18 protein-coding genes are annotated in these 19,939 nt (G+C 68.4%); 7 read left to right on the top strand and 11 right to left on the bottom strand.

Translation table 11 applies throughout. The annotated features are described in order from the left end of the window. Positions 1-206: 206 nt before the first annotated feature. From KEG57_RS20115 to KEG57_RS20080, 8 genes are all read right to left on the bottom strand, one after another. Positions 207-1,313, bottom strand: coding sequence for a hypothetical protein (locus tag KEG57_RS20115; protein ID WP_272426962.1), 1,107 nt, complete (start codon positions 1,311-1,313; stop codon positions 207-209). A 14-nt stretch (positions 1,314-1,327) separates the two neighbouring features. Beyond that, entirely contained in the window at positions 1,328-2,305 is a 978-nt protein-coding gene (locus KEG57_RS55645; RefSeq protein ID WP_272426963.1) for an STAS domain-containing protein, read from the bottom strand. Continuing rightward, positions 2,302-3,084, bottom strand: a complete 783-nt coding sequence (locus KEG57_RS20105) for an alpha/beta fold hydrolase (RefSeq protein WP_272426964.1) — start codon at positions 3,082-3,084, stop codon at positions 2,302-2,304. The genes KEG57_RS55645 and KEG57_RS20105 overlap by 4 nt, the downstream gene beginning before the upstream one ends. 112 nt (positions 3,085-3,196) lie before the next feature. Further along, a complete protein-coding gene (gene sthA, locus KEG57_RS20100; protein WP_272426965.1) occupies positions 3,197-4,591 on the bottom strand; it encodes a Si-specific NAD(P)(+) transhydrogenase in 1,395 nt (464 codons plus the stop codon). Between the two features lie 62 nt (positions 4,592-4,653). After that, a complete protein-coding gene (locus KEG57_RS20095; RefSeq protein WP_272426966.1) occupies positions 4,654-5,976 on the bottom strand; it encodes a bifunctional folylpolyglutamate synthase/dihydrofolate synthase in 1,323 nt (440 codons plus the stop codon). A 4-nt stretch (positions 5,977-5,980) separates the two neighbouring features. Then, positions 5,981-6,838, bottom strand: coding sequence for an acetyl-CoA carboxylase, carboxyltransferase subunit beta (accD, locus tag KEG57_RS20090; protein WP_272426967.1), 858 nt, complete (start codon positions 6,836-6,838; stop codon positions 5,981-5,983). A gap of 8 nt (positions 6,839-6,846) precedes the next feature. Continuing rightward, positions 6,847-7,524, bottom strand: coding sequence for a CoA transferase subunit B (locus tag KEG57_RS20085; protein WP_272426968.1), 678 nt, complete (start codon positions 7,522-7,524; stop codon positions 6,847-6,849). Between the two features lies 1 nt (position 7,525). Further along, positions 7,526-8,290 carry a CoA transferase subunit A gene (locus KEG57_RS20080; RefSeq protein WP_272426969.1) on the bottom strand — a complete coding sequence of 255 codons (765 nt, stop codon included), beginning with the start codon at positions 8,288-8,290 and terminating at the stop codon, positions 7,526-7,528. Positions 8,291-8,961: 671 nt separating this feature from the next. Here KEG57_RS20080 and KEG57_RS20075 point away from each other — a divergent pair. The 7 genes from KEG57_RS20075 (at position 8,962) to KEG57_RS20045 (ending at position 15,315) form a co-directional block, all read left to right on the top strand. Continuing rightward, positions 8,962-9,876 carry a hypothetical protein gene (locus tag KEG57_RS20075; RefSeq protein WP_272426970.1) on the top strand — a complete coding sequence of 305 codons (915 nt, stop codon included), beginning with the start codon at positions 8,962-8,964 and terminating at the stop codon, positions 9,874-9,876. A gap of 441 nt (positions 9,877-10,317) precedes the next feature. Beyond that, positions 10,318-10,458: a hypothetical protein gene (locus KEG57_RS20070; RefSeq protein WP_272426971.1), complete on the top strand. Its 141-nt coding sequence runs from the start codon at positions 10,318-10,320 to the stop codon at positions 10,456-10,458. Positions 10,459-10,717: 259 nt separating this feature from the next. After that, positions 10,718-11,989 carry a DUF455 family protein gene (locus KEG57_RS20065; RefSeq protein ID WP_272426972.1) on the top strand — a complete coding sequence of 424 codons (1,272 nt, stop codon included), beginning with the start codon at positions 10,718-10,720 and terminating at the stop codon, positions 11,987-11,989. A gap of 103 nt (positions 11,990-12,092) precedes the next feature. Then, positions 12,093-13,340 carry a penicillin-insensitive murein endopeptidase gene (locus KEG57_RS20060; RefSeq protein ID WP_272426973.1) on the top strand — a complete coding sequence of 416 codons (1,248 nt, stop codon included), beginning with the start codon at positions 12,093-12,095 and terminating at the stop codon, positions 13,338-13,340. 23 nt (positions 13,341-13,363) lie between these two features. Then, positions 13,364-13,909 carry a hypothetical protein gene (locus KEG57_RS20055; protein ID WP_272426974.1) on the top strand — a complete coding sequence of 182 codons (546 nt, stop codon included), beginning with the start codon at positions 13,364-13,366 and terminating at the stop codon, positions 13,907-13,909. Between the two features lie 176 nt (positions 13,910-14,085). Then, positions 14,086-14,610: a hypothetical protein gene (locus tag KEG57_RS20050; RefSeq protein ID WP_272426975.1), complete on the top strand. Its 525-nt coding sequence runs from the start codon at positions 14,086-14,088 to the stop codon at positions 14,608-14,610. Between the two features lie 12 nt (positions 14,611-14,622). Next, positions 14,623-15,315 (top strand): hypothetical protein, encoded by a 693-nt coding sequence (locus KEG57_RS20045; RefSeq protein WP_272426976.1) that lies wholly within the window; start codon positions 14,623-14,625, stop codon positions 15,313-15,315. Here KEG57_RS20045 and KEG57_RS20040 read toward each other — a convergent pair. The 3 genes from KEG57_RS20040 to KEG57_RS20030 form a co-directional block, all read right to left on the bottom strand. Continuing rightward, entirely contained in the window at positions 15,312-15,482 is a 171-nt protein-coding gene (locus tag KEG57_RS20040; RefSeq protein WP_272426977.1) for a hypothetical protein, read from the bottom strand. The genes KEG57_RS20045 and KEG57_RS20040 overlap by 4 nt on opposite strands. Positions 15,483-15,487: 5 nt before the next feature. Continuing rightward, entirely contained in the window at positions 15,488-16,720 is a 1,233-nt protein-coding gene (locus KEG57_RS20035; protein WP_272426978.1) for a hypothetical protein, read from the bottom strand. A 116-nt stretch (positions 16,721-16,836) separates the two neighbouring features. Then, complete coding sequence (locus KEG57_RS20030) at positions 16,837-19,794, bottom strand: DEAD/DEAH box helicase (RefSeq protein WP_272426979.1); 2,958 nt, start codon at positions 19,792-19,794, stop codon at positions 16,837-16,839. Positions 19,795-19,939 lie beyond the last annotated feature (145 nt).

Raw genomic sequence — 19,939 nt, 5'->3', positions numbered from 1 at the left:
CAGCAAGCGCACGCCCATGGGTCATCCCCAACGCCTGACCGTCAGCCCTCGGCTCTGACCCGGGTCATCTCCATGCCCCGTCCGCCAGCCTCGCTGATGACCCGGGTCATCCCCAACGCCCGGCCGTCAGCCCTCGGCATGACCCGGGGCATCCCCCATGCCCCGCGCTCCGCCTGCTCGCCGCCTTCACGCCACCCGCCGTGCCATCACGGCAATGGCGGCGGCACCAGCGGCCCGAGCGCCCTGAGCTCGTCCTCGATGAACGATTCCACCCCGCGACGCGCATCCTTCCCCGCCCCCTCGTCCCCGAGGTCCGCGGCCACCGCGTCGTGCCGCAATGCAAGCTCACTCCGCCGCACATAGGAGGGATCCGACCGCAACGCCGCCGCCCACGCCAAAGCGAGCGCCGCCTCGCGTTGCTTCTTGTCGAGCGAATGCTTCTTCGCGAGCACCACCTTGCCGCCCACGTTCACCGCCGTAATCGCCTCCGTGCGGTGATTCATGGGCAAGGTCAGCCGCGCCGCCGCGACCGCAAGCTCGTCGCTCTCCTTTTCGCCCTCCAGCACATACCGGATCGCATCCACGCACGGCGCGCCGAACGCCCGCGCCGCCTCGATGCGCTGCCGCGCCTCCCCGTGCGCCGCCGTGATCTCCTCGGCCGGCAGAGACGTCTTTTTCCCGATCACCAGGACCGCCTGCTCCTCGCGCGGATCGACCCCCTCCAGCATCGCCGCGTAAAACGCGCCTCGCAGCACGGCCCGCGCGATCTTCGGCGGCAAACCCTCCGGCACTTCGAGCGTCTCGGCCTTCGCCGGCTCCTCCTTCGCGAGCGCCCGCTCGTCCTCCTCGGGCAAACCGAGTGACGCGATGAAGCAGCCGCGCTGCGACTTCGCCTCCATCTGGAACGTCCCCGTCGCCCCGAGCACCGCCGCGAGCGCACGCGCCGCGAACCCCCCGAACGCCTTCACCCGCGCGACGTCCTTCTCGCTCGGCTTCGTCGTGAACAAGGACCGCACGCCACGCGCGCCGCCTTCGAGCGAGATGCCCTCGTCGATCACGTCCGCCATCGCGAGCCACCGCGGCGGCTGGATCGGCGCCATCGCCGCCGCCATCCGCACGAGCCACGTGTCCCACGCGCCGAGGTGCTCGGGTGGCGCCCCACGCGCGGCCGCCTGGAGCACGGGCGCGCGGCGCTTCGCGAGCGCGCGGAGGACGCCCTCGTCGAGGCGGTTCGTCGAGGCAATCGCAAAAAACACGTCGTCGCAAAGGCTGCGCGCGGCGTTCACCAGGCAGATGTTCGGCGGAAGGGCCACGGCCCGGGGTTTTATCAGAACGGCCGCGCCTTCGAAAGATGAAGCACGCGCCGGATCGCATGCCGCAAGCCGTCGCCCAGCGTCGCGAAGGTCCGCGCGCCCGGGAAGAGCTCGCCGATCTCCACGAACGTGCGCGCCGCGTCGCCCCGCACGCCGACCAGCATGCCCTCGGCCCCCACGAGCCCCGTCGCGCGCATCATCGCGCCGAGCACCCCCGCTGCGTGCGCGTCGACCACGCTGAGCCCCGTCACGTCGATGAGCACGACGCGCGCCTGGTACGTGCCGATCGCGTGGAGCAGGACGCTCTTCGCATGCTCGGCCCGCTCGGGCGAGATCTCGCCGACGAGCGGCAGGAGCAGCACGCCCTCCCACACGCGGAGGATCGGCGAGGAGAGCGCGCGCAGCATCGCGTGCTGGGCGTCGAGCTCGGCGCGTTTCGCCCCGAGCTCGGCCTCGAGCTCGCGCTTTTGCGCCACCACCGACCCCACGAGCTTCTCGCCGTACACGTCCGAGAGCTCGAAGATCGCCTCGTAATAAACCTCGTCGACGAGCCCGAGCGCGCCGAGGGCCTCGCGCGCGGTCCAGCGCTCCTCGGCGATCACCGCCGCGAGGCCCCGCTTGAACGAGAGAAACCCCCGGAGCAGCGTGGAGACGCGGAACTCGCTCGCCGCGCGCAGGCTCGTCACGTAATCGATGAACGTATGCAGCGGCCGCCGGTCGCCGGATTCGAGGACGGCGACGTTCGTCGTGATGACCCGATCGACGAGGTTCTCCGTCTCTTCACGCGGCCGCTTGCCCTGGAGATCCGGCGCGAGCGCGAAGACCCAGTCCGTGCCGCGCGCGAGCACGTCGTCCCGCCTCCGCGCGAGCAAGCCGAGAAGCGCGGCGAGCCCCGGCTCTTGCCCCGTGCCCGGATGCACCCGGACCGGCCCCGCGCGGCGCCTCCGCACCGCGGCGAGGAGCCGCGTCCGGGCACGACGCGCGCGGGTCACGGCCGGCGCGCGGAGAGGAAGGCTTGCAGCAAGGCTGCCGTCTCCCGCGGGCGCTCGACCTGCACGTAGTGCCCCGGCCCGGGTAGGTACGCGAAACGAGCGCCGCGGACCTTTGCGACGATCTCACCACGCAGAGCCGCGGGCGGAAGGAAAGGATCATCGGTGCCGACCACGAGGAGCGGCGCCTTGATCGACGAGAGCGCATCGGCGAACCCACCCGTGCGCCAGACGTCGAACGAGAGGCGCACAGCCTCGGGCAGCGTGCGCGCGCCGTCGTCGAGCAGCCGCTCCAGCGAGGCGGGCGAGAGCTCCTTGCAGGCGAGGCCGAGGATCGTGCGCTGCGCGTCGCGGTTGCCGCCGGCGCTCGAGAAGAGGCCGATCGCCTCCGGGGGCAAGGGCGCGCCGCTCGCGGGCACCGGGCAGAGCAGGACGGCGCCGTTCACCCGGTCCGGATGATAGGCCGCGAGCCACTGGGCGATCTGACCGCCCATGCTGTGACCGACGACGGTGAACGACTTGATGCCCTCGGCGTCGGCGATCGCCAGGATATCGTCGGCATAACGCTGGATCGAGTAGCCCGCCTCGGGTTTGTCGGATTGGCCCGCGCCGCGCAGGTCCGGCACGATCACGCGCAGGCCGTCCTTGTCGAGGTGCTCGAGCAGGTCGTCGTGGACCGCGCCCGAGACCATCCACCCGTGGACGAGGAACACCACCTCGGGGCCGTCCCCGAAGCTGCGGTAAGCAATCTTGATTCCGTCGTTCGCCTGCGTGACGTGCATGGGTCTGTCCTCCTGCCGAGGACACACCTTATGCACCCCTCCCCTGCGACTCAAGCACGAATACGCGTACCTTGGCGAACAGCCCTACCATGCGCCGGCGTCGCGCTTCGCGTCAAAACACCCGGTTCAGGCCGTTCAGGGCCGCGACGCGGTACGCCTCGGCCATCGTCGGGTAGTTGAACGTCGTGTTCACGAAATACAGGAGGGTGTTGGCCTTGCCCTCCTGCGACATGATCGCCTGACCGATGTGGATGATTTCACTCGCATTGTCCCCGAAGCAATGCACGCCGAGCAGCTCCAGGGTCTCGCGGTGGAACAGGATCTTGAGCATCCCCACGGTTCGTCCGGTGATCTGCGCGCGCGCCAGCGACTTGAACTGCGCGTGGCCGACCTCGTACGGGATCCCCGCCTTCGTCAATTCACGCTCGGTCTTTCCGACGGAGGAGATCTCGGGCGAGGTATAAATGCCCGTCGGAATGTCCTCCACGAGCTTCGTTTCGAGGCGCCCTTCGACGAGGTGTGTCGCGGCGAACCGGCCCTGATCGTACGCGGCGCTCGCGAGCGAGGGGAAACCCACCACGTCACCCACCGCGTAAATGTGCGGCGTGGAGGTCTGGTAGGCCTCATTTACCTTGATGTTTCCGCGCGAATCGATGGCGATGCCGAGCTCTTCGAGCCCCATGCCATTCGAATTGCCCGTGCGTCCGTTCGCCCAGAGCAGCACGTCGGCCTTGATCTTCTTGCCGCTCTTCAGCTGCAGGACCACGCCGTCGTCCTGGCCCTCGACCCGCTCGTACTCCTCGTTGTGCCGGATCAAACAGCCCATGTCGCGCAGGTGATACGCGAGGGCGTCGACGATCTCGTCGTCGAGGAACGAGAGCAGCTTGTCACGGGTATTGATGAGGTTCAGCTTCACCCCGAGCATGCGGAACATGCTGCCCCACTCGCAGCCGATGACGCCCGCGCCATAAACGATCATCGACTGCGGCATCTCCTCCATCCCGAGGATCGTGTCGGAGTCGTAGACGCGCGGATGGCTGAAATCGACGTCCGGCGGATGATAGGGCCGCGAACCGGCGGCGATGATGAACGCTTTCGCGGTGAGGACGTCGATCGCGCCCTTCGGCTGCCCGACCTCCACCGTGTGGGGATCGAGGAACCGGGCGCGGCCCTCGACGACCTCGACCTTGTTCCGCTCGTAGAACGTCTGCCGCATGTCGGTCTGGCGCGCGATGACGCTGCTCGCCGTGCGAGTGAGGTCACCGAACGAGGGCTGCGCGTCGGGGCTCGCCCGGAAACCCGGGACGTGGCGCATCTCCACGAAGCGCTGGATCGCGTGGCGAAGCGCCTTCGAGGGGATCGTGGCCGTGTGCGTGCAGGCGCCCCCGACCTGGTGGCGCATGTCCACCACGCAGACGCTCCGGCCCTCCTTGGCGCACTTCATGGCCGCCCCTTCCCCGCCGGGGCCGCTGCCGATCACGATGACGTCGAATGCTCGCGAACTCATCGGCGCGCACTGTACGTCGGGCCGGCAAAACTCGCAACGAAGCGGCCACGCGCCGCGCGTGATCAGAACGCGACCACGGGATCACAAGCGAGGCCGAGCATCTCGCCCCGCACCTCACCGACGAGATAAATCGACCCCGCCACCACGATCAGGTCGGCAGGCCCCGCCATTGCGAGGGCCCGCGCGATCGCCTCCCGCCCCTCGGGCACGGGCTGGCCGGGAAAACGCGCCGCGAGATCGGTCGCAGGCGCCGGCGCCCGGCCCTTCGGCTCCGCATACACGCGTCGATCGGCGAGCGGGCCGAGCGCGTCGAGCATGTCCGTCCACGCCTTGTCCGCGAGCGCCCCGAAGACGAGCACCACCCGATCGGGCGAAAAGCCCAGGGAACGCACGTGCTCGGCGAGCGCGGCCGCGCCGTGCGGATTGTGCGCGCAATCGAGGAGAACGGCCTTTCCGTCCTTCTCGATGCGTTCGAGCCGTCCGGGCCATCGCGCCGCGGCGAGGCCGCGCAAGATCAGCCCCGGCAGCGCCTTGAACGTGGGCATCGAGGTTGCTGCCACGAGCGCCGCCGCCACGGCCGCATTCGCGATTTGATGCGCGCCGGTGAGCCCGAGGTGTGTCTCGACGCACAGGCCCGGCAGCTCGATCCGCGCGCGCCCATCCGGAAGCGCCCGCGCCTCGAAGACGAAGACGTCTCCCGCATGCGACGCCCCCTCGCCCGGCCGCGCCACCCGCAAGATGGGCCGCGCGCCCACGTCCCGCGCCACCTCGAGCGCCACCGCGAGCGCCTCGTCGTCGAGCGGCCCCAGCACGACCGGCACGTCCTGCCGGAACAGGCCCGCCTTGTCCCGCGCGATCGCCGCGTGTGTGTCGCCGAGCAGCGCCGTGTGGTCGAGCGCCACCGACGTGATCGCCGTCCCGAGCGGCCGTTCGAGCACGTTCGTCGCGTCGAGCCGCCCCCCGATCCCCACCTCGATCATGCCGACCTCGATGTCCGCCGCGTCGAACGCGACGAACGCGGCGAGCGTCATCGCCTCGAAGAACGTCGCATCGGGCGCGACCGCGAGCACCCGGCAGAGCGCGTCCGCGAGGTCGTCGTCGCCGAGGGGATCGCCGTTCACCCGGATTCGCTCGGCGAAACGGCAGAGGTGCGGCGAAGTGTAGAGCCCGGTCCGGAAGCCCGCTTCCCGCGCGATCGACTCCAGCATCGCGCTCGTCGAGCCCTTCCCGTTCGTCCCGGTGACGTGGAAAAACCGCCGCTTTTTCTCGGGGTTTCCCAGCGCCGCGAGCGCCGCGTGCATGCGCTCGAGCCCGAGCGACATGCCCCGGCGGCTCGCGCGCCGCATGAGCTCGTCGACGAGGGGGATCAGACGTGGTGACGTCATCCGGTCAGCGTGGAGTCCGAGCGGCGCGGCCGTCCTGCAGGTGATCGAGGAGCAGGCCGATCGTCTGCTTCATCATGAGGCGCGGGACGATCGCGTCGATCATGCCGTGCTCCAGCAAGAACTCCGCCCGCTGGAAGCCAGGCGGCAAGGTCTGCCGGATCGTGGTTTCGATGACGCGCGGCCCCGCGAAGCCGATGAGGGCCTTCGGCTCGGCGATGTTGACGTCGCCGAGGAACGCGAAGCTCGCGGCCACGCCGCCCGTCGTCGGGTGCAGGAGCACCGAGAGGAAAGGCAGGCGACGCTGCCGGAAGCGCTCGAGCGCCGCCACGCTCTTCGCCATCTGCATGAGCGAGAGGATGCCCTCCTGCATGCGCGCGCCGCCCGAGGCCGAGAGCAGCACGACGGGCAGTTCTTCCTCGGCGGCTCGCTCGAAGAGGCGCGTGATCTTCTCGCCGACGACCGAGCCCATGCTGCCGCCCATGAAGGCGAAGACGAACGCGCCGTACCCGATCGGCCGGCCGCCGAGGCTCGCCTTGCCGATCTCGATCGCCTCGCGCGCGCTGGTCTTCTTCTGCGCGGCGGAGACGCGATCCTTGTAGCTCCGGCCGTCGCTGAAGCGCAGCGGGTCGTCGGGCACGAGGTGCTCGTCCCACGCTTCGAGCGCGCCCTCGTCGCAGAGCAGCGCCCGCCAGCCGGCCGCGGAGAGCTTGTGGTGATGCTCGCAGCGCGGGCAAACCTCGAAATTCGCTGCGAGATCGGCGGCCGTGACGGTCTCGCCGCAGCCCTCGCAGCGGCGGAACACACCTGCGCCGATCGAGCGCTTTTCCCCGGCACTGGGCGGTGTTTTGTCTGGCCAGCTCATTCTACGCCCTACGTCGATGCTTGGGCGCCGTCGAGGTCGATTTCCTTCACGTCGTGCGGCACCTTCAGCGCAGGCTCCGTCTTCTCCTGCACCTCACGTGCCGAAACGCCCGGCGCGAGCTCGCGCAGGACGAGGCCGTCGGGCGTCACGTCGACGACCGCGAGGTCCGTGATGATCCGGTGCACCACGCCCCGGCCCGTGAGCGGCAGGCCGCACTCGCGCAGGATCTTCGGCGACCCGTTCTTCGCGGCGTGGTCCATGATCACGACGACGCGCTTGGCCGAGACGACGAGGTCCATCGCGCCGCCCATGCCCTTCACCATCTTGCCCGGGATCATCCAGTTCGCGAGGTCGCCCTTCTCGGAGACCTCCATCGCGCCGAGGATCGCGAGGTCGATGTGGCCGCCGCGGATCATGGCGAAGCTCTCGGCGCTCGAGAACGTGGCGGAGCCGGGCATCATCGTGACCGTCTCCTTGCCCGCGTTGATGAGGTCCGGGTCCTCTTTGCCGGCCACCGGATAGGGGCCGATGCCGAGCAGGCCATTTTCGCTCTGGAGCACGACGTCCATCCCTTTCGGGATGAAGTTCGCGACCAGGGTCGGCATGCCGATGCCGAGGTTCACGTAGAAGCCGTCACGGAGCTCCAAAGCCGCGCGGCGTGCGATCTGCTCTCGCGAAAGGCTCATCTTACTGCCTCGCTCCCTCGGGCTTCTGGACGGTCCTGCGCTCGATGCGCTTTTCGTACTTCGCGCCCTGAACGACGCGGTGCACGTAGAGCCCCGGCGTGTGGATCGTGTCCGGATCGAGCTCGCCGACCTCCACGAGCTCCTCGACCTCGGCGATCGTCACCTTCGCGGCCGTGGCCATCATCGGGTTGAAGTTCATCGCCGTCTTGCGGTAGACGAGGTTTCCGTACCGATCGCCCTTCCAGGCCTTCACGATCGCGAAGTCGCCGTGGATCGCCGGTTCGAGCACGTAATCCCGACCATTGAAGGAACGGATCTCCTTCTTCTCGGAGTACTTCTTCACCGAGCCGTCGGGGTTGTAGAGGACCGGCAGGCCACCCTCGCTGATGGCGGTGTGCGCGCCGGTCGGGGTGTAGAACGCCGGAATGCCCGCGCCGCCGGCCCGGACGCGCTCGGCGAGCGTGCCTTGCGGCGTGAGCTCCACCTCGAGCTCGCCCGAGAGGTACTGGCGCTCGAACTCCTTGTTTTCGCCGACGTAGGACGAAATCATCTTCCGGATTTGCTTGTTCCGGAGGAGCACGCCGAGACCAAAATCGTCGACGCCGCAGTTGTTCGAGACGACGACGAGGTCCTTCGTGCCGAGCTCGCGCAGCGCGGCGATGCAGTTCTCGGGGATCCCGCAGAGGCCGAAGCCGCCCGCGAGGATCGTCGCGCCGTCTGGGATGTCCCGGCACGCGTCGAGGGCGCTCTGGTAGACCTTGTTCATACGGCCGGGAGTGCTACCAGAGCCGCGCCCGGGTGGCCAGGGGGATAAGCTGTTCGCGGGTGTGGTGCGGGGCCGCGCGCGCTTCTGAACGTTCGGTCCGTCCGGAAAGAACGAAAGACACAAGGAGGCACCGAGGCCCGCACCCAGCCCGAAGGGCAACGTCGACAAGGCGAGCGCTCTCGTGGCCCTCTCGGCGCTCTTCACGCGGGAATGGGAGGGAGACAAGCCCGCGCATACCGTGGAACCGGGGATGGGCGCTTGATGCTGGCTGGCTGGTCGTTCGCGACCGGTGGAAGGCCAGAGGACGCTGGTTCGAACGCCTTGGGGAGCCCGTACGTCGGGCGGAGGGGCTGGCCAGCAAGCGCGGGGCTGCCGGTGCCGGTGCGGGGGCGGCTGGAGAGTGTCCGTACGTCGTCGTGCGGATGGTCGGTCGCACGATGCGCCTCCTCGAACCTTCCCGCGGGTCCTTCATGCACGCTTCCGAGCTTCTGCCGCCGCTGAGCCCCAAGCGACGTGGTCGTCTCGTCCTCGGGGGCTCGCGACCGAGCGGGACCTCTTCTGCTTGGGGGCGCAGCTCTACAGCATCCGTGGCCGCCCTGGGGTAGGATCACGCGCCTTACGGGCGAGTGGACGAGTGCTCGACCATTCGCGCAGAAAGTCGAAGGTCAACGATGCATCGTGTTCACGCTTGCAGCCTCGCGCTCCTCTTGATCGCATTCCACGCAGGCTGCAGCTCGGACCCCTCGAATTCGAGCTCGGGCGGCGGCGGGAATGGCGGTGACAGCACCAGCAGCAGCAGTACCGGCGGCGCCGGCGGCAGCTCGACGGCCAGCAGCGGGAGCGGCGGCTCCGGCGGCTCCGGCGGCTCCGGCCAGAATCAAGCTTTATGCTCTCCCGGCAAATACATCATCTGCGAGGATTTCGAGGCCACCGAGGTCGGTGCGATCCCGCAAGGGTGGACCAAGCACGGCGACCCCGCCGCGGTCGCCGACGATGAAGCGGTGAGCGGCGCCCACTCATTGAAATTGGGCCCGATTGCCAACGGGGAGCGCCGCATCTATCACGACGGCTCGAAGCTCGGCAGCGGGCACTGGGGCCGCATTCGCTACAAGGTAGCGCTCCCCGTCCCCGACGCCTTCGTCCACTCGACCATCGTCGCGCTTCACGGCGACGGCCCCACCGCAGGGCCGGAGGAGGTCCGCGTGGTGGATACCGTAAAGGAGGACAAGGACGGCTGGAACAACGACGGCAACGGCTCTCACGTCCAGTACCTCTACAACGTCCAGCCCAACGGGGCCGAGTTTGGCAAGGGAAGCGATTACACCTGGATGTTCGACGACCAGTGGCATTGCGCCGAATGGCACATCGACGGGCCGACGCAGAGCTACGACTTCTACATCGACGACGTGCACGTCGATCAGATCAGCTTCGCGAACGGGCCCGGCAACTACGAGGGCTCGCAGATCCCAAACGCTTTCAGCGAGGTGCGCATCGGCTGGACGAACTATCAGCAAGCCCCGCCCGGTTTCACGGCGTGGATCGATGATATCGCGCTGCATAACGAGCGCATTGGCTGCCAAAATTGAGGGCGCCAGCCACGGCGGCCGGGTTTGACGGCGACGCTCTCGTCATCATCGAGGGTCGGGATGGCGGCCCCTCGTAGATGAAGCACGCGCTGGTAACGAACGAGCCGCGCTCGAACGCCTGGCCGGCACCGGCGACGACGACGCGGAGAAGCTGCGCTCCGCTCGCTGCTTGCTTCACCTCGCCGAAGGCGAGACGCGCTCTCCACGATCCTTGCGACCATCGAGACGAACGCGGCCGCTCTCGTGCCGCGTCGCCGGTTGCGTGATCAGGCAACGCATTGCGCGATCCTCGCGCCCGACGTGCGGCCGAAAACCGCGCTCCGCGGCGCCAGGCCGTGTTTTCTCCGTGGCCCGCGAGTTGCCATGGCCCCGCCCTCGCAAGTCATCGAGAGGTGACCTGCGACGCGACACAGACATTCAATGAGAACGGGAGAATCCCTCATGTTCAAGAACCTGTCGGCCGACCAGATCAAGCAGCTCCTCGAAGAGGCCGTTACCCTCGGCATGGGCAAGGGCTGGACGCACAACCGGGGGGTCTCGTCGCGCTGCTGTTGCTCCTGGCATGTCACGGTCATTCGATAGCTCACCAAAGCCCACTCGAGGCCTCCGGTCGCTTGTCGATCGGAGGCCTCGAAGACGGCCAAGACTGCCCGAGGCGAAGGAAATCAACCTCGGGAGCCGCGGCGCGGCTCCGTCCTCGATACGAAGAGCCGCATTCGAGGCTCCTTCCATTGGAGTTTTGACAATGAGCAGAGAGTTTTGGCAGCGTCCGGCCATCTTTTGTGCCTTGCAGCGGATTGCCTATCTGGAGCGAGCTGCGGCCCATGTTCTGGCCGGTTGGATGCCCAAGATTGTCGGGATCGATACGACGCTGACGCTGGGTCGGTTTCAATATGCGAGCATGCAGAATGCTTCCACCCTGCGAAACACGACGCAATCGTTGAGCCTCCCGATCGGAGGTTTTCGCCTGTCCCTGCCCGAGGGCTGGCGAAACTACGCCTGTGCGATCGACAGGAGCGCGTCAGAGCCGATCCTGCTCTGGTCGCTGTTCGCCGACCTCAAGCGACGCGCAAAGGGCCTTGTGGTCGACGTGCTGGGAGGCACCGATCCGGTGCTGGACACGAACATTCGCGAGCAGCTCGAGACCGCCTTGCGCTCCCTGGAGACCCAGATCGCCTGGTACGAAGCGCAACATCTCACCGGAGCGCCCGAGGAGCACGCGCGCGTGCTCCAAGCGCTCTGGGAGGCTCGCGAGGCCGGCGCGCCGACGGATGTCAGCGAGTGGTTATGGGCTCCGATCGACCGGGTCCCGAGGCCCAGCCGGCCCGGCCACATGAGGTTCGCGACACGCGGGGCCCTGTCGTCGCGCGCCATCTACGAGGATGAGGTCGAGCACACGCGCCAGATGTTTCATGGCATGACCGATGAGGAGATCACCACCCTCGAGCTGTTCGCGCGGTGCTCCTACGAGCACCCGGACATGCCCGAAGAGTTTCATGCGGCGATGGCGCGCCAGATGTTCGACGAGTCGAGGCACGCGCAGGCCTGTATCAACACCCTCGAGGACTTCGGCGGCACGTATGGGGACCTGCCGATCAGCACCGGCGTCTACGACTTCCACTACCATCACGCGCCGTGCGAGCCGGGGAGCAAACGCGAGCTGCTCTGGCGCCTCCTCCTGCGCAGCACGTTCGAGGAAGCGCTGTCCCTGGATGGGTTCGTCCTCCAGATCAAGAAACGCGCGTTCTATGGGCAAGAGCAGGTCACGCGCGTCCTCGGGGCCATCATGTCCGACGAGATCTTCCATGTTCGCAGCGGCGTTCGCTGGAGCACGTACCTCTGTAACGGAGACAGGCGCCGAGCGCGCGAGGAGCGCGAGCAAGCGCACGCGTTCGACCTCGAGCAGTTGGAGAAGATTCGTCGCGAATTCGTAATGGCAAATCCCGAGCAAGCCCTCGAGGAGCTCGCGTTCATGCGCATGCGCGACGCCGTGGTTCCCAAGAGGTTTCCCTTCAGCCTCGATATCTCGATCAATCGCGCGGCGCGCAAGGCGGCGGGGATGGACGACGAGGACATGGCCCAGGTGGTGGAGTGGGGCTACGCGAAGCCCTAGAGCATCGACCGGTTCGATGCTCGGAAGATCACGAAGCGATCTTCCCAGAGGACGCTGGGTGGAAACTTGGCCCCGTCCTTCGCCGAAGGTTATTCCCGGGGCCGTGCGTAGCCCCTTCCGCTCCCTCGCCGCCGCGCTCGCGATTGCGCTCTGCGGCACGCCCACGACGCCCGCCGACGCCGCGCCGCCCACGCCCGCCGTCCCCCAGGCCGCACGCGCGGGAACGCACAAGCCCCAAGGCCCTTCGCGCCGCGCCAAGACCGAGCCCTCGGCCACGGGACGCCCCGGACGGGTCGGAAAGACGACGAAGACCGAGGTCGCGGCGCCGGAGAAAAAGCCCGAGCCGCCGCCGCGCGCCGATTCCGTCGGCCCGCCGAACGACGGGCGCCTCGAAGGCGGCATTCGGCTCGACACGAAGGACAAGCCCTACCTGCGCGTCGTCCCGGCCTACAACTACAAGGACGCGGACACCCGCTGGGGCCTGCCCGCGCTCGTCCACGCGCTCGATCGCGCGGCCAAGGCCGTGCACAAGAAGTACCCGGGCGCCGTCCTCGGCGTCGGGGACCTCTCGCGCAAGAACGGCGGCGAGCTCGCGCATCACCACTCCCACGAGAGCGGGCGCGACGCGGATCTCGGGTTTTACCTGGTGAATGAAAAAGGAGAGCCCGTGCTGCGCCCCTCGTTCGTGAAGGTCGACGAGAAGCTCACGGCGAAGGGCGTGCCGGGCGCGCGCTTCGACGTCGCGCGGAACTGGCTCTTCTTGCAGAATCTCCTGCTCGATCGGCAGGCGCGTGTGAGCCACATCTTCGTGGCCGAGCCGATCAAGCACGCCCTGCTCACGCATGCTCGCTCGCGTGGCATCGCGCGCGCCCTCTACGTGCGGGCCGCGCAGGTCATGATGCAGCCGACCGGGGGTTTGCCCCACGACGACCATTTCCACGTGCGGATCTCGTGCCCGCCCTCGATGGCGAAGAGCTGCGTCGAGATCGCGAAAAACGCGCCGAGCAAGGCGCGGCAGAAGATCGCGAAGAAGGGCAAGCGCGGCGTGAAGACCCCGGAGCGCCGCGCGGCGCCTCCGCCCGCTGCGCCGGCCCCGCGCCGCACGGCCGAGGCCCGCAGCGACAATGGCGAGCGCTCGGGCGGCATTTATCTCTCGCGCGCCACGAAAGCGACGACGGGCCCGGACGTCCCGGTCTCCTTGTGGGCGCTCGCAGGCGCCTCGATCGGCCGCGACGACGCGGCGCGGACCGAGGCGGCGAAGAAGGACGACGGACGTGACGAGGCCGCCTCCGACGCGGCCGACGTGAAAGACGCCGTCGACGAGGAAGGCGCGCCGCGCATCACGCGGTGATTGCGCGCCGAGGAGTTTTTCCGATGCGACAAGGAATGTTGCTGGCGGCGACGCTGGGCGCGTTCGGCCTGGCTGCCGCGTGTTCGAGCCCCGACGTGCAGCAGGGCAACGGCGGCAATGGCGGCAATGGCGGACATGGCGGCAGCGGCGGCCAGGGCGGCGGCGGGCCGGCCATGAGCCTGCTCGCCGAGGGCCTCGTGAGCAACGATTGCGCGCCGAACGACGGACCCTGGCTCGTATTCAACCTCGGAACCGCGTCGACATGCGGCCAGGCGGCGGGCCTCGAACCGCAGCTCCACTTCGCGATCTACCCTGGCAACACGTCCATGCTCGCGGCCGGACAGTCGTGGACGTTCCATGCCGCCATGCCGACGAACGAGGTGCAGGCGTGGTGGTATGCGAATGGAGTCGGCGGCAACTCCGAAGCGCCGAAAAGCGCCTCGGTCGAGGTCCTCTCGGTCGGGAACGACACGGCGCAGGTGAAATACGCGTTCGTCACGCCAAACGGCGCGAGTCATGCGGGCCAGATGGACGTCTCGATCTGCACCAGCATACCTATGTGTGGATGAGCGCGGCGCCTCTGCGCGCGGAGCAACAAAGGGAGGTGTCTCGTGGACGCTCCCACGTTCCGCCGGGCACGCGGAAAAGCCTTGTTGCACCGGGCGGCCGGTCGCTGGTAGGTTGACCGGTCATCATGTCGCAGGGTCGACTCAGCCCATTTCCCAAACGCAAGAGCAGCACGAAAATGCGGGCCCAGAGGTCGGGCTCGATCGCGCCGCCGCGCGCGAGCGTGCCGCCGCGCGCGAGCGTTCCGCCGCCGATGCTGGATCCGGCGAGCGAGCTATTGGCCCTGCTCGCCGATCTCTCGCCGCACGGCGTGGCCGCGCTCCTCGCGCATGCGCGCAAGCTGCGCGACGACGAGCGGCGCCGCGGCTCGGCTCCGCCGCTGATCGTGCTTTCCCCGCGTGATTTCGCCGTCCGCGTGGGGCATGCGGCGACCGAGCTGCTCCTCGGTCGAGACGACGGCAAGGTGTTCATCGCCGCGCTGTTCCGCTCGCTCGAAGATCGCGGCGAGACGTCCGGGCTCGGGCTCGCCGAGTTCAAGAACCGGCTGCTCATGGCGCACCAGGCGGGGCTGCTCGTGCTGAGCCGATTCGAGCTGGGCGAGCGCGCCGACGCCGCCACCATCACCGCCTCCGAGATTCGCCACCTCGGCGCCGCGTTCCACCACGTCCTCGTACGTCGCCCCAAGTCGGAAGGATCGAAGTAGACTCGGGCGGCAATGGCGCGCCCCATCGCCGAAGATAGCCCCGCTCCGCCGCCCGCCGTGCGCGCCGCGGCGCTCTTCGTGCTCGGGTCGCTCGTCCTGTCTCTTTCGCTGATGGCCGCCGCGATGGCCCTCTATCCCGGCGGCACGTGGCTCGATCGTGCTTCCCCCGGGCACGACTTTTTCCGCAATTTCTTTTGCGATCTGACGGCCGATCGCGCCCTCAATGGGCAGACGAACCCCGGCGCTTCCTTCGGCAAGGCCGGCATGATCCTCCTGTCCGCGGGCACGCTGCCGTTCTGGTTCCTCGTCACGCGGCTCTTTCCGGAGCGCGGCCGGCTCGCGCTCGCCGTGCGTGGATTCGGGCTCGCCTCGGCGCTCGCCGCGATTGCGGTGCCGCTCGCCCCCTCGCAGCGATATGGCGTGCTCCATGCGCTGCTCATCTTCGTCGCGGCGGTGCCCGGGCTCCTCGCGGGCGGCCTCGCCACGTTCGGGCTGCTCGCGACGAGACACGGGTCGCGCATGCCCGCGCGCCTCGCGGGATTGACGGCGGGCCTCGCGGCGCTCGACGGCGCGCTTTATGCAGCGCACGTCGCCTCAGGCGTGGAAATCACCTCGGCGCTGATTCCCGCGCTGCAAAAGCTCGCCGCGCTCGCGCTCGTCGCCTGGATGGCCGGCACGGCCGCGCTCGCCGGCCTTCGTGATTAAGGCACTTCCCGGCCCGTCGACGCGGTCCACACGAAAAACCAATCCTGCACGTCGAGATCGATCGCGAGCGCGCTCGCCGCGCTCTGGATCCGCTCGATCCGGTTTGTCCCGAGCACCGGGACCATCTTCGATGGGTGTTTGGATCGTTCGACGGCAGCCCTTGTCACGCCGGTCAATCCTCCGCCGTGTCGCAGGTGAGTTCGAGCCGTCCATACGGCAGCGCCCTCGCTCCGCCGGTGAAACGGAGGGGCCAATGGTGCTTCCCCTCCTCGCACGTCGCCTCTTCGAAGGAAACGTCTGTCACGCAAAACCCGCTCGCACAGCCCGGACAATCGGGCGAGGTGCGACAGCTTTCGAGCGCCGCGCCCTCGTGCTGCACGACCTCGCAGCGGCGAAGCGTCTGGCCATTCCACTCGACGAGGATCTCCTTCCCGCCCGGATCCCGCCATCCCTTGTCGGGATCACATCGCTCGAGGTCTGGCTGCTCGACGTGGACCTTGCACGCGGCCGCGCCGCTCGTGTCGACCTGGATCGGTCGTTCCACGCAGAGGTGCCCGCAATCGACGAACCCCGGATGGAGCATGAGGTTCCAGGTGCTGTCATCGTCGCAAGGCCACCCATAATCCCTCGCCCCGACGAGCTCGCCCCACGCTTCGAGGCGCGTACTTTCGGCCTCCCCGATCTGACATTGCCCGGCATTCGACGGCGTCACCACGATCGTACGATACGTCGACGATAACGAGACCTCGTTCGGAACGAGGTCCGCCGGGGGCACGACGTCCTCGTCGTCCCGCGTGCTCGCCACGACGAGCGCCTGGATCGTACCTTTGGCGAGGGACGCGACGAACGCCGTCTCCGATTCGGTCTCCGGCGCCTGCAATCCCTTCAGGAGATCGAGCGCGCGGCTCGCGGCTCGCAGCGGCCGATAGGTCTCCCCGGGCATGGCGAGCCGCTGCTCCATGGCCTCGGTCGCGGCGGCCACGACGGCGTCGATTTCTTCCTCTTTGGACGTGATCGTCGTCCACGCGAGCGCGGGCCGATCGATGGGCGTGACGAGCGAAAGCTGCGTCGGCGCGCTCGCTCGCACGATGACCACACGATCATCGCCCGGACGCCATTCCGCGGGATCACGCGTCCCCACGCAGCTCTCCCCGCGCCTCTCCACGTAGGCGAGGAGGCTCGCACGTAATGCTTGCGCCGCGCGCGCCCGAAGCGCGGCCGCCTCCGGGGTATTCGCGTCGTCGACGACGAGCACGTACACGCTCGGCGCCCCCTTGCCGTAATACCCCTCCACCGTGAACGGCCCCGCCGTGCTCGGCGTGAGCGGCACGGCTTCCGTCCCCTGACATGCCGCCGCCACGAGCCCCGCCGACACGACGAAGAAGAGCCTCGATTGCCATTTCATGACGGCCGCGCACAGCAATTCACGTGCCGTGCTCGAATGCCTGCATTTCCCGCTCCGTCACGCTATTGGCGACAACTCCGGGGCGCACACGCGCGCCTACCTCGTTGGCAGTCCAATCAACTGAGGAGCGCCATCAAATCCTCGCGCGTGATCGCCGCCGCCTGCGCCGCCTCGCCGAGCGCCGCGTCCGCCACGAGCCGCTTCTTCTCCTGCAGCGCGAGAATCCGCTCCTCCACCGTGTCCTTTGCCACGAGCCGGTACACGAAGACGGGTTTGTCCTGGCCGATGCGATGCGCGCGGTCCGCGGCCTGGTCCTCGACGGCCGGGTTCCACCACGGATCCAGCAAGAACACGTGATCGGCCGCCGTCAAATTGAGGCCCGTCCCGCCCGCCTTGAGCGAGAGCAGCATCACCGGCGGGCCTCCATCGGCCTGGAACTCGTTCACCACGCCCGCGCGATCCACGGTCGAGCCATCGAGCCGATTGAAGGAGATCCCCGCCTCGGCGAGGTGCGGCTCCACGAGATCGAGCAGCGACGTCCATTGCGAAAAAACGAGCGCCTTGTGGCCGTCCGCCGCCGCGTCGGAGAGCGCCTCGACGAGGGCCTCGACCTTGGACGACCCCGGAGCCATCTGCCCGGGCACGAGCGCCGCATGACAGGCCGCCTGGCGCAGCCGGAGCAAAGCTTCGAGCGCGGCAAGCACGCTGCCGCCCTCGGCGAGGCGCTTGACCACGTCACTGAGGGTCGCCGCGCGCACGGCGTCGTACACGGCGCGCTCCTTGTCGTCGAGCTCCACGCTGAGCACACGATCGGTACGCGGCGGCAATTCGGGCGCGACCTCGCGCTTCAATCGACGCAGGACGAACGGGCGAATGCGCTCGCGCAGCCGCTCGGCCGCGCCGGCGTGGCCGATCTCGATCGGACCGGCATAACGCTCCTTGAAATCGCTCCGCCCGCCGAGCAAGCCGCGGTTCGCGAAATGCATCTGGCTCCAGAGCTCCTCCAGCCGGTTCTCCACGGGCGTACCGCTGAGCGCCACCTTGAATTTGCCACGCAGCGCATACGCGGCCCGCGCGACCTGGCTGTCGGGATTCTTGATGGCCTGCGCCTCGTCGAGGATGATCGTATCCCATTCGATGGCGGAAAGCGCCTCGATGTCGATACGCAGCATCGAATACGTGGTGAGCGTGACGTCCGCCTTCGGATCGAGCGCGCGCTTGGGGCCGTGGTAGAGGGCCGTGGAGAAGTTTGGCCGGAACTTCCGGATCTCCGCCTCCCAGTTGAAAAGCACGCTCTTCGGACAAACCACGAGCGCGCGGCCACGCGTGGCTGCGAGCGCTTGCAGGGTTTTTCCAAGGCCCATGTCGTCCGCGAGGATCCCGCCGAGCCCCGTGTCCCGCAAGAACGAGAGCCAATCGACGCCGCGGCGCTGGTACGAACGGAGCGTGGCGGCGAGGCCCGCGGGCAAGGGCGACTCGGGGATCCCCGAAAAACCTTCGAGCAGGGGGGCGAGCCGGGAAAAACCCGGCGGGCGCGGGGCGTCGATCTCCTCGCAGAGGCGCGCGAGCGCAGGCAGGAGCGCGGGCGGAATGGTCTGGTCCTCGGTCTCCGCCCGCGCGGCGAGCAGATCGGCGACGCGATCACCGAACCGCGAGAGCCAATCGGACGGCAGCGGCGCGAACCCGCCGCCTTCGAGCGGGACGATGTCGAGCCCGTCCTTCCACGCGCGAATGACGGCCGCGCCGCTCGCGTGTTTCGTCGTCCCGCCCTCCTCGCCGTCTTCGGCGATGGATTCGAAGACGACGTCGAAGCCGTCGCCCTGAATGTCGAACCGCGGCACGAGCGGGCGCTTGCCGAAGAGCTCGCCGAGCGTTTCGCCCTGCTCGCCGCCGCGGAATCCCTTGAGCTTCTGCGCGAATCGTAATGCGGCCTCGCCGTCGAGATCGACACGCCGGCCGGGGATCAGGTTGAGCTCGTCGCGGAGCCGCTCGATGAGCCTTCGCTCCTCGGCTTCGTCACGCACGGGCACGGTCCCGCCGAGGTGCACGAGCACATTCTGATCGACGCGCGCCTCCGGCGGATCCCCATACACGAGCAGCGGCAGCACGGAGAGGGTATGCCCGGCCTGCGAGAGCTCGATCGAAATGCGCGGGCGGCTTTTCCGCGCCACGCCCGGCAGCCTGCGCGTGCGCACCACGAGGCGCGTGTGTTTGTCGAGGTCGGGGAGGATCTTCGTGACGAACGTGCCGAGCTCCTCTTTCGCAACGAGCCGCTCCATGGGGAGTTTTTCCCATGCATCGCCCGTGATCGAGGTATCCCCGAGGGGACGCAGGACGTCGCCCGTACGCGCGGCGCCGCGGGCAATGACCTCGTCGACGGAAGGGTCTTTCTCGACCCGCACGAGGACGCCGCCATTCTTGCCGTCGATCACGGCGGCCGAGGGGCGCACGGCCTGCTTGCTCGTGCGAACCGGAAAACCGTCGAAAAGGACACTCGGCGCATTCTCGAGGAGCGCAAACAGTTCCCGCACGCGCGAGAGCGGGACGACGCCGCCCTTCCAGGTGGAGAACATCCGGTCGATCGTGATGTCCTCATGCGTGGGCAAGACCGGCAGATCGCCGCGCGAGACGCGATTCGTGATCGATCCCTGGAAAGGCTCGCGGCGACCGTCCGGAAAGACCACGGCGCGCTCCAGGAACAACGTGCCCGCGTCGCGGCTGAACTCGTATTCGATCTTGCCGAGCACGGGCTTCGGCGCGGGCGCGGCCCGCTGGCTCATGTCCGTCCCGGTCGCGGGAGCGTGGCCCTCGGGGGATTGGGCGGCGACGATCACCGCGGCGGCGACGTGCTGGCAGGGATCGAATTTCCCGCCGCAATCGCAGGTCCACTCCTCGTCCGCGGCGTACAGCGTGACCGTGGGCGCGATGGCGACGCCGGGGACGCGGATGCGATAGGTGAGCTCGGTGGAGGTCTTCCGGTCGAGGATCACGGCGCCGTCGCGGGCCAGGTTGACGCCCTTCGACCAGAGACCGGGCGGGCAGGCTTTACGAACCGCCTGGAGGAGCGAGTCCATGACGACGGGAGCGGTAGCACGGGACGGCGCGCGTGTCGCCTCCCCTCAGGCTAGTACATCATCCCCAAAGTTCGTAGTGGTTCACGCGATCGGCATGAGCATCCAGCTGAAGGAACCGTGGAGGAGGTCGAGCAGCGGCTCCTGC

It is taken from the genome of Polyangium jinanense, from assembly GCF_028435365.1.
The sequence above is the reverse complement of the archived record's forward strand: the minus strand, read 5'-3'. Positions and strand labels throughout refer to the sequence as shown.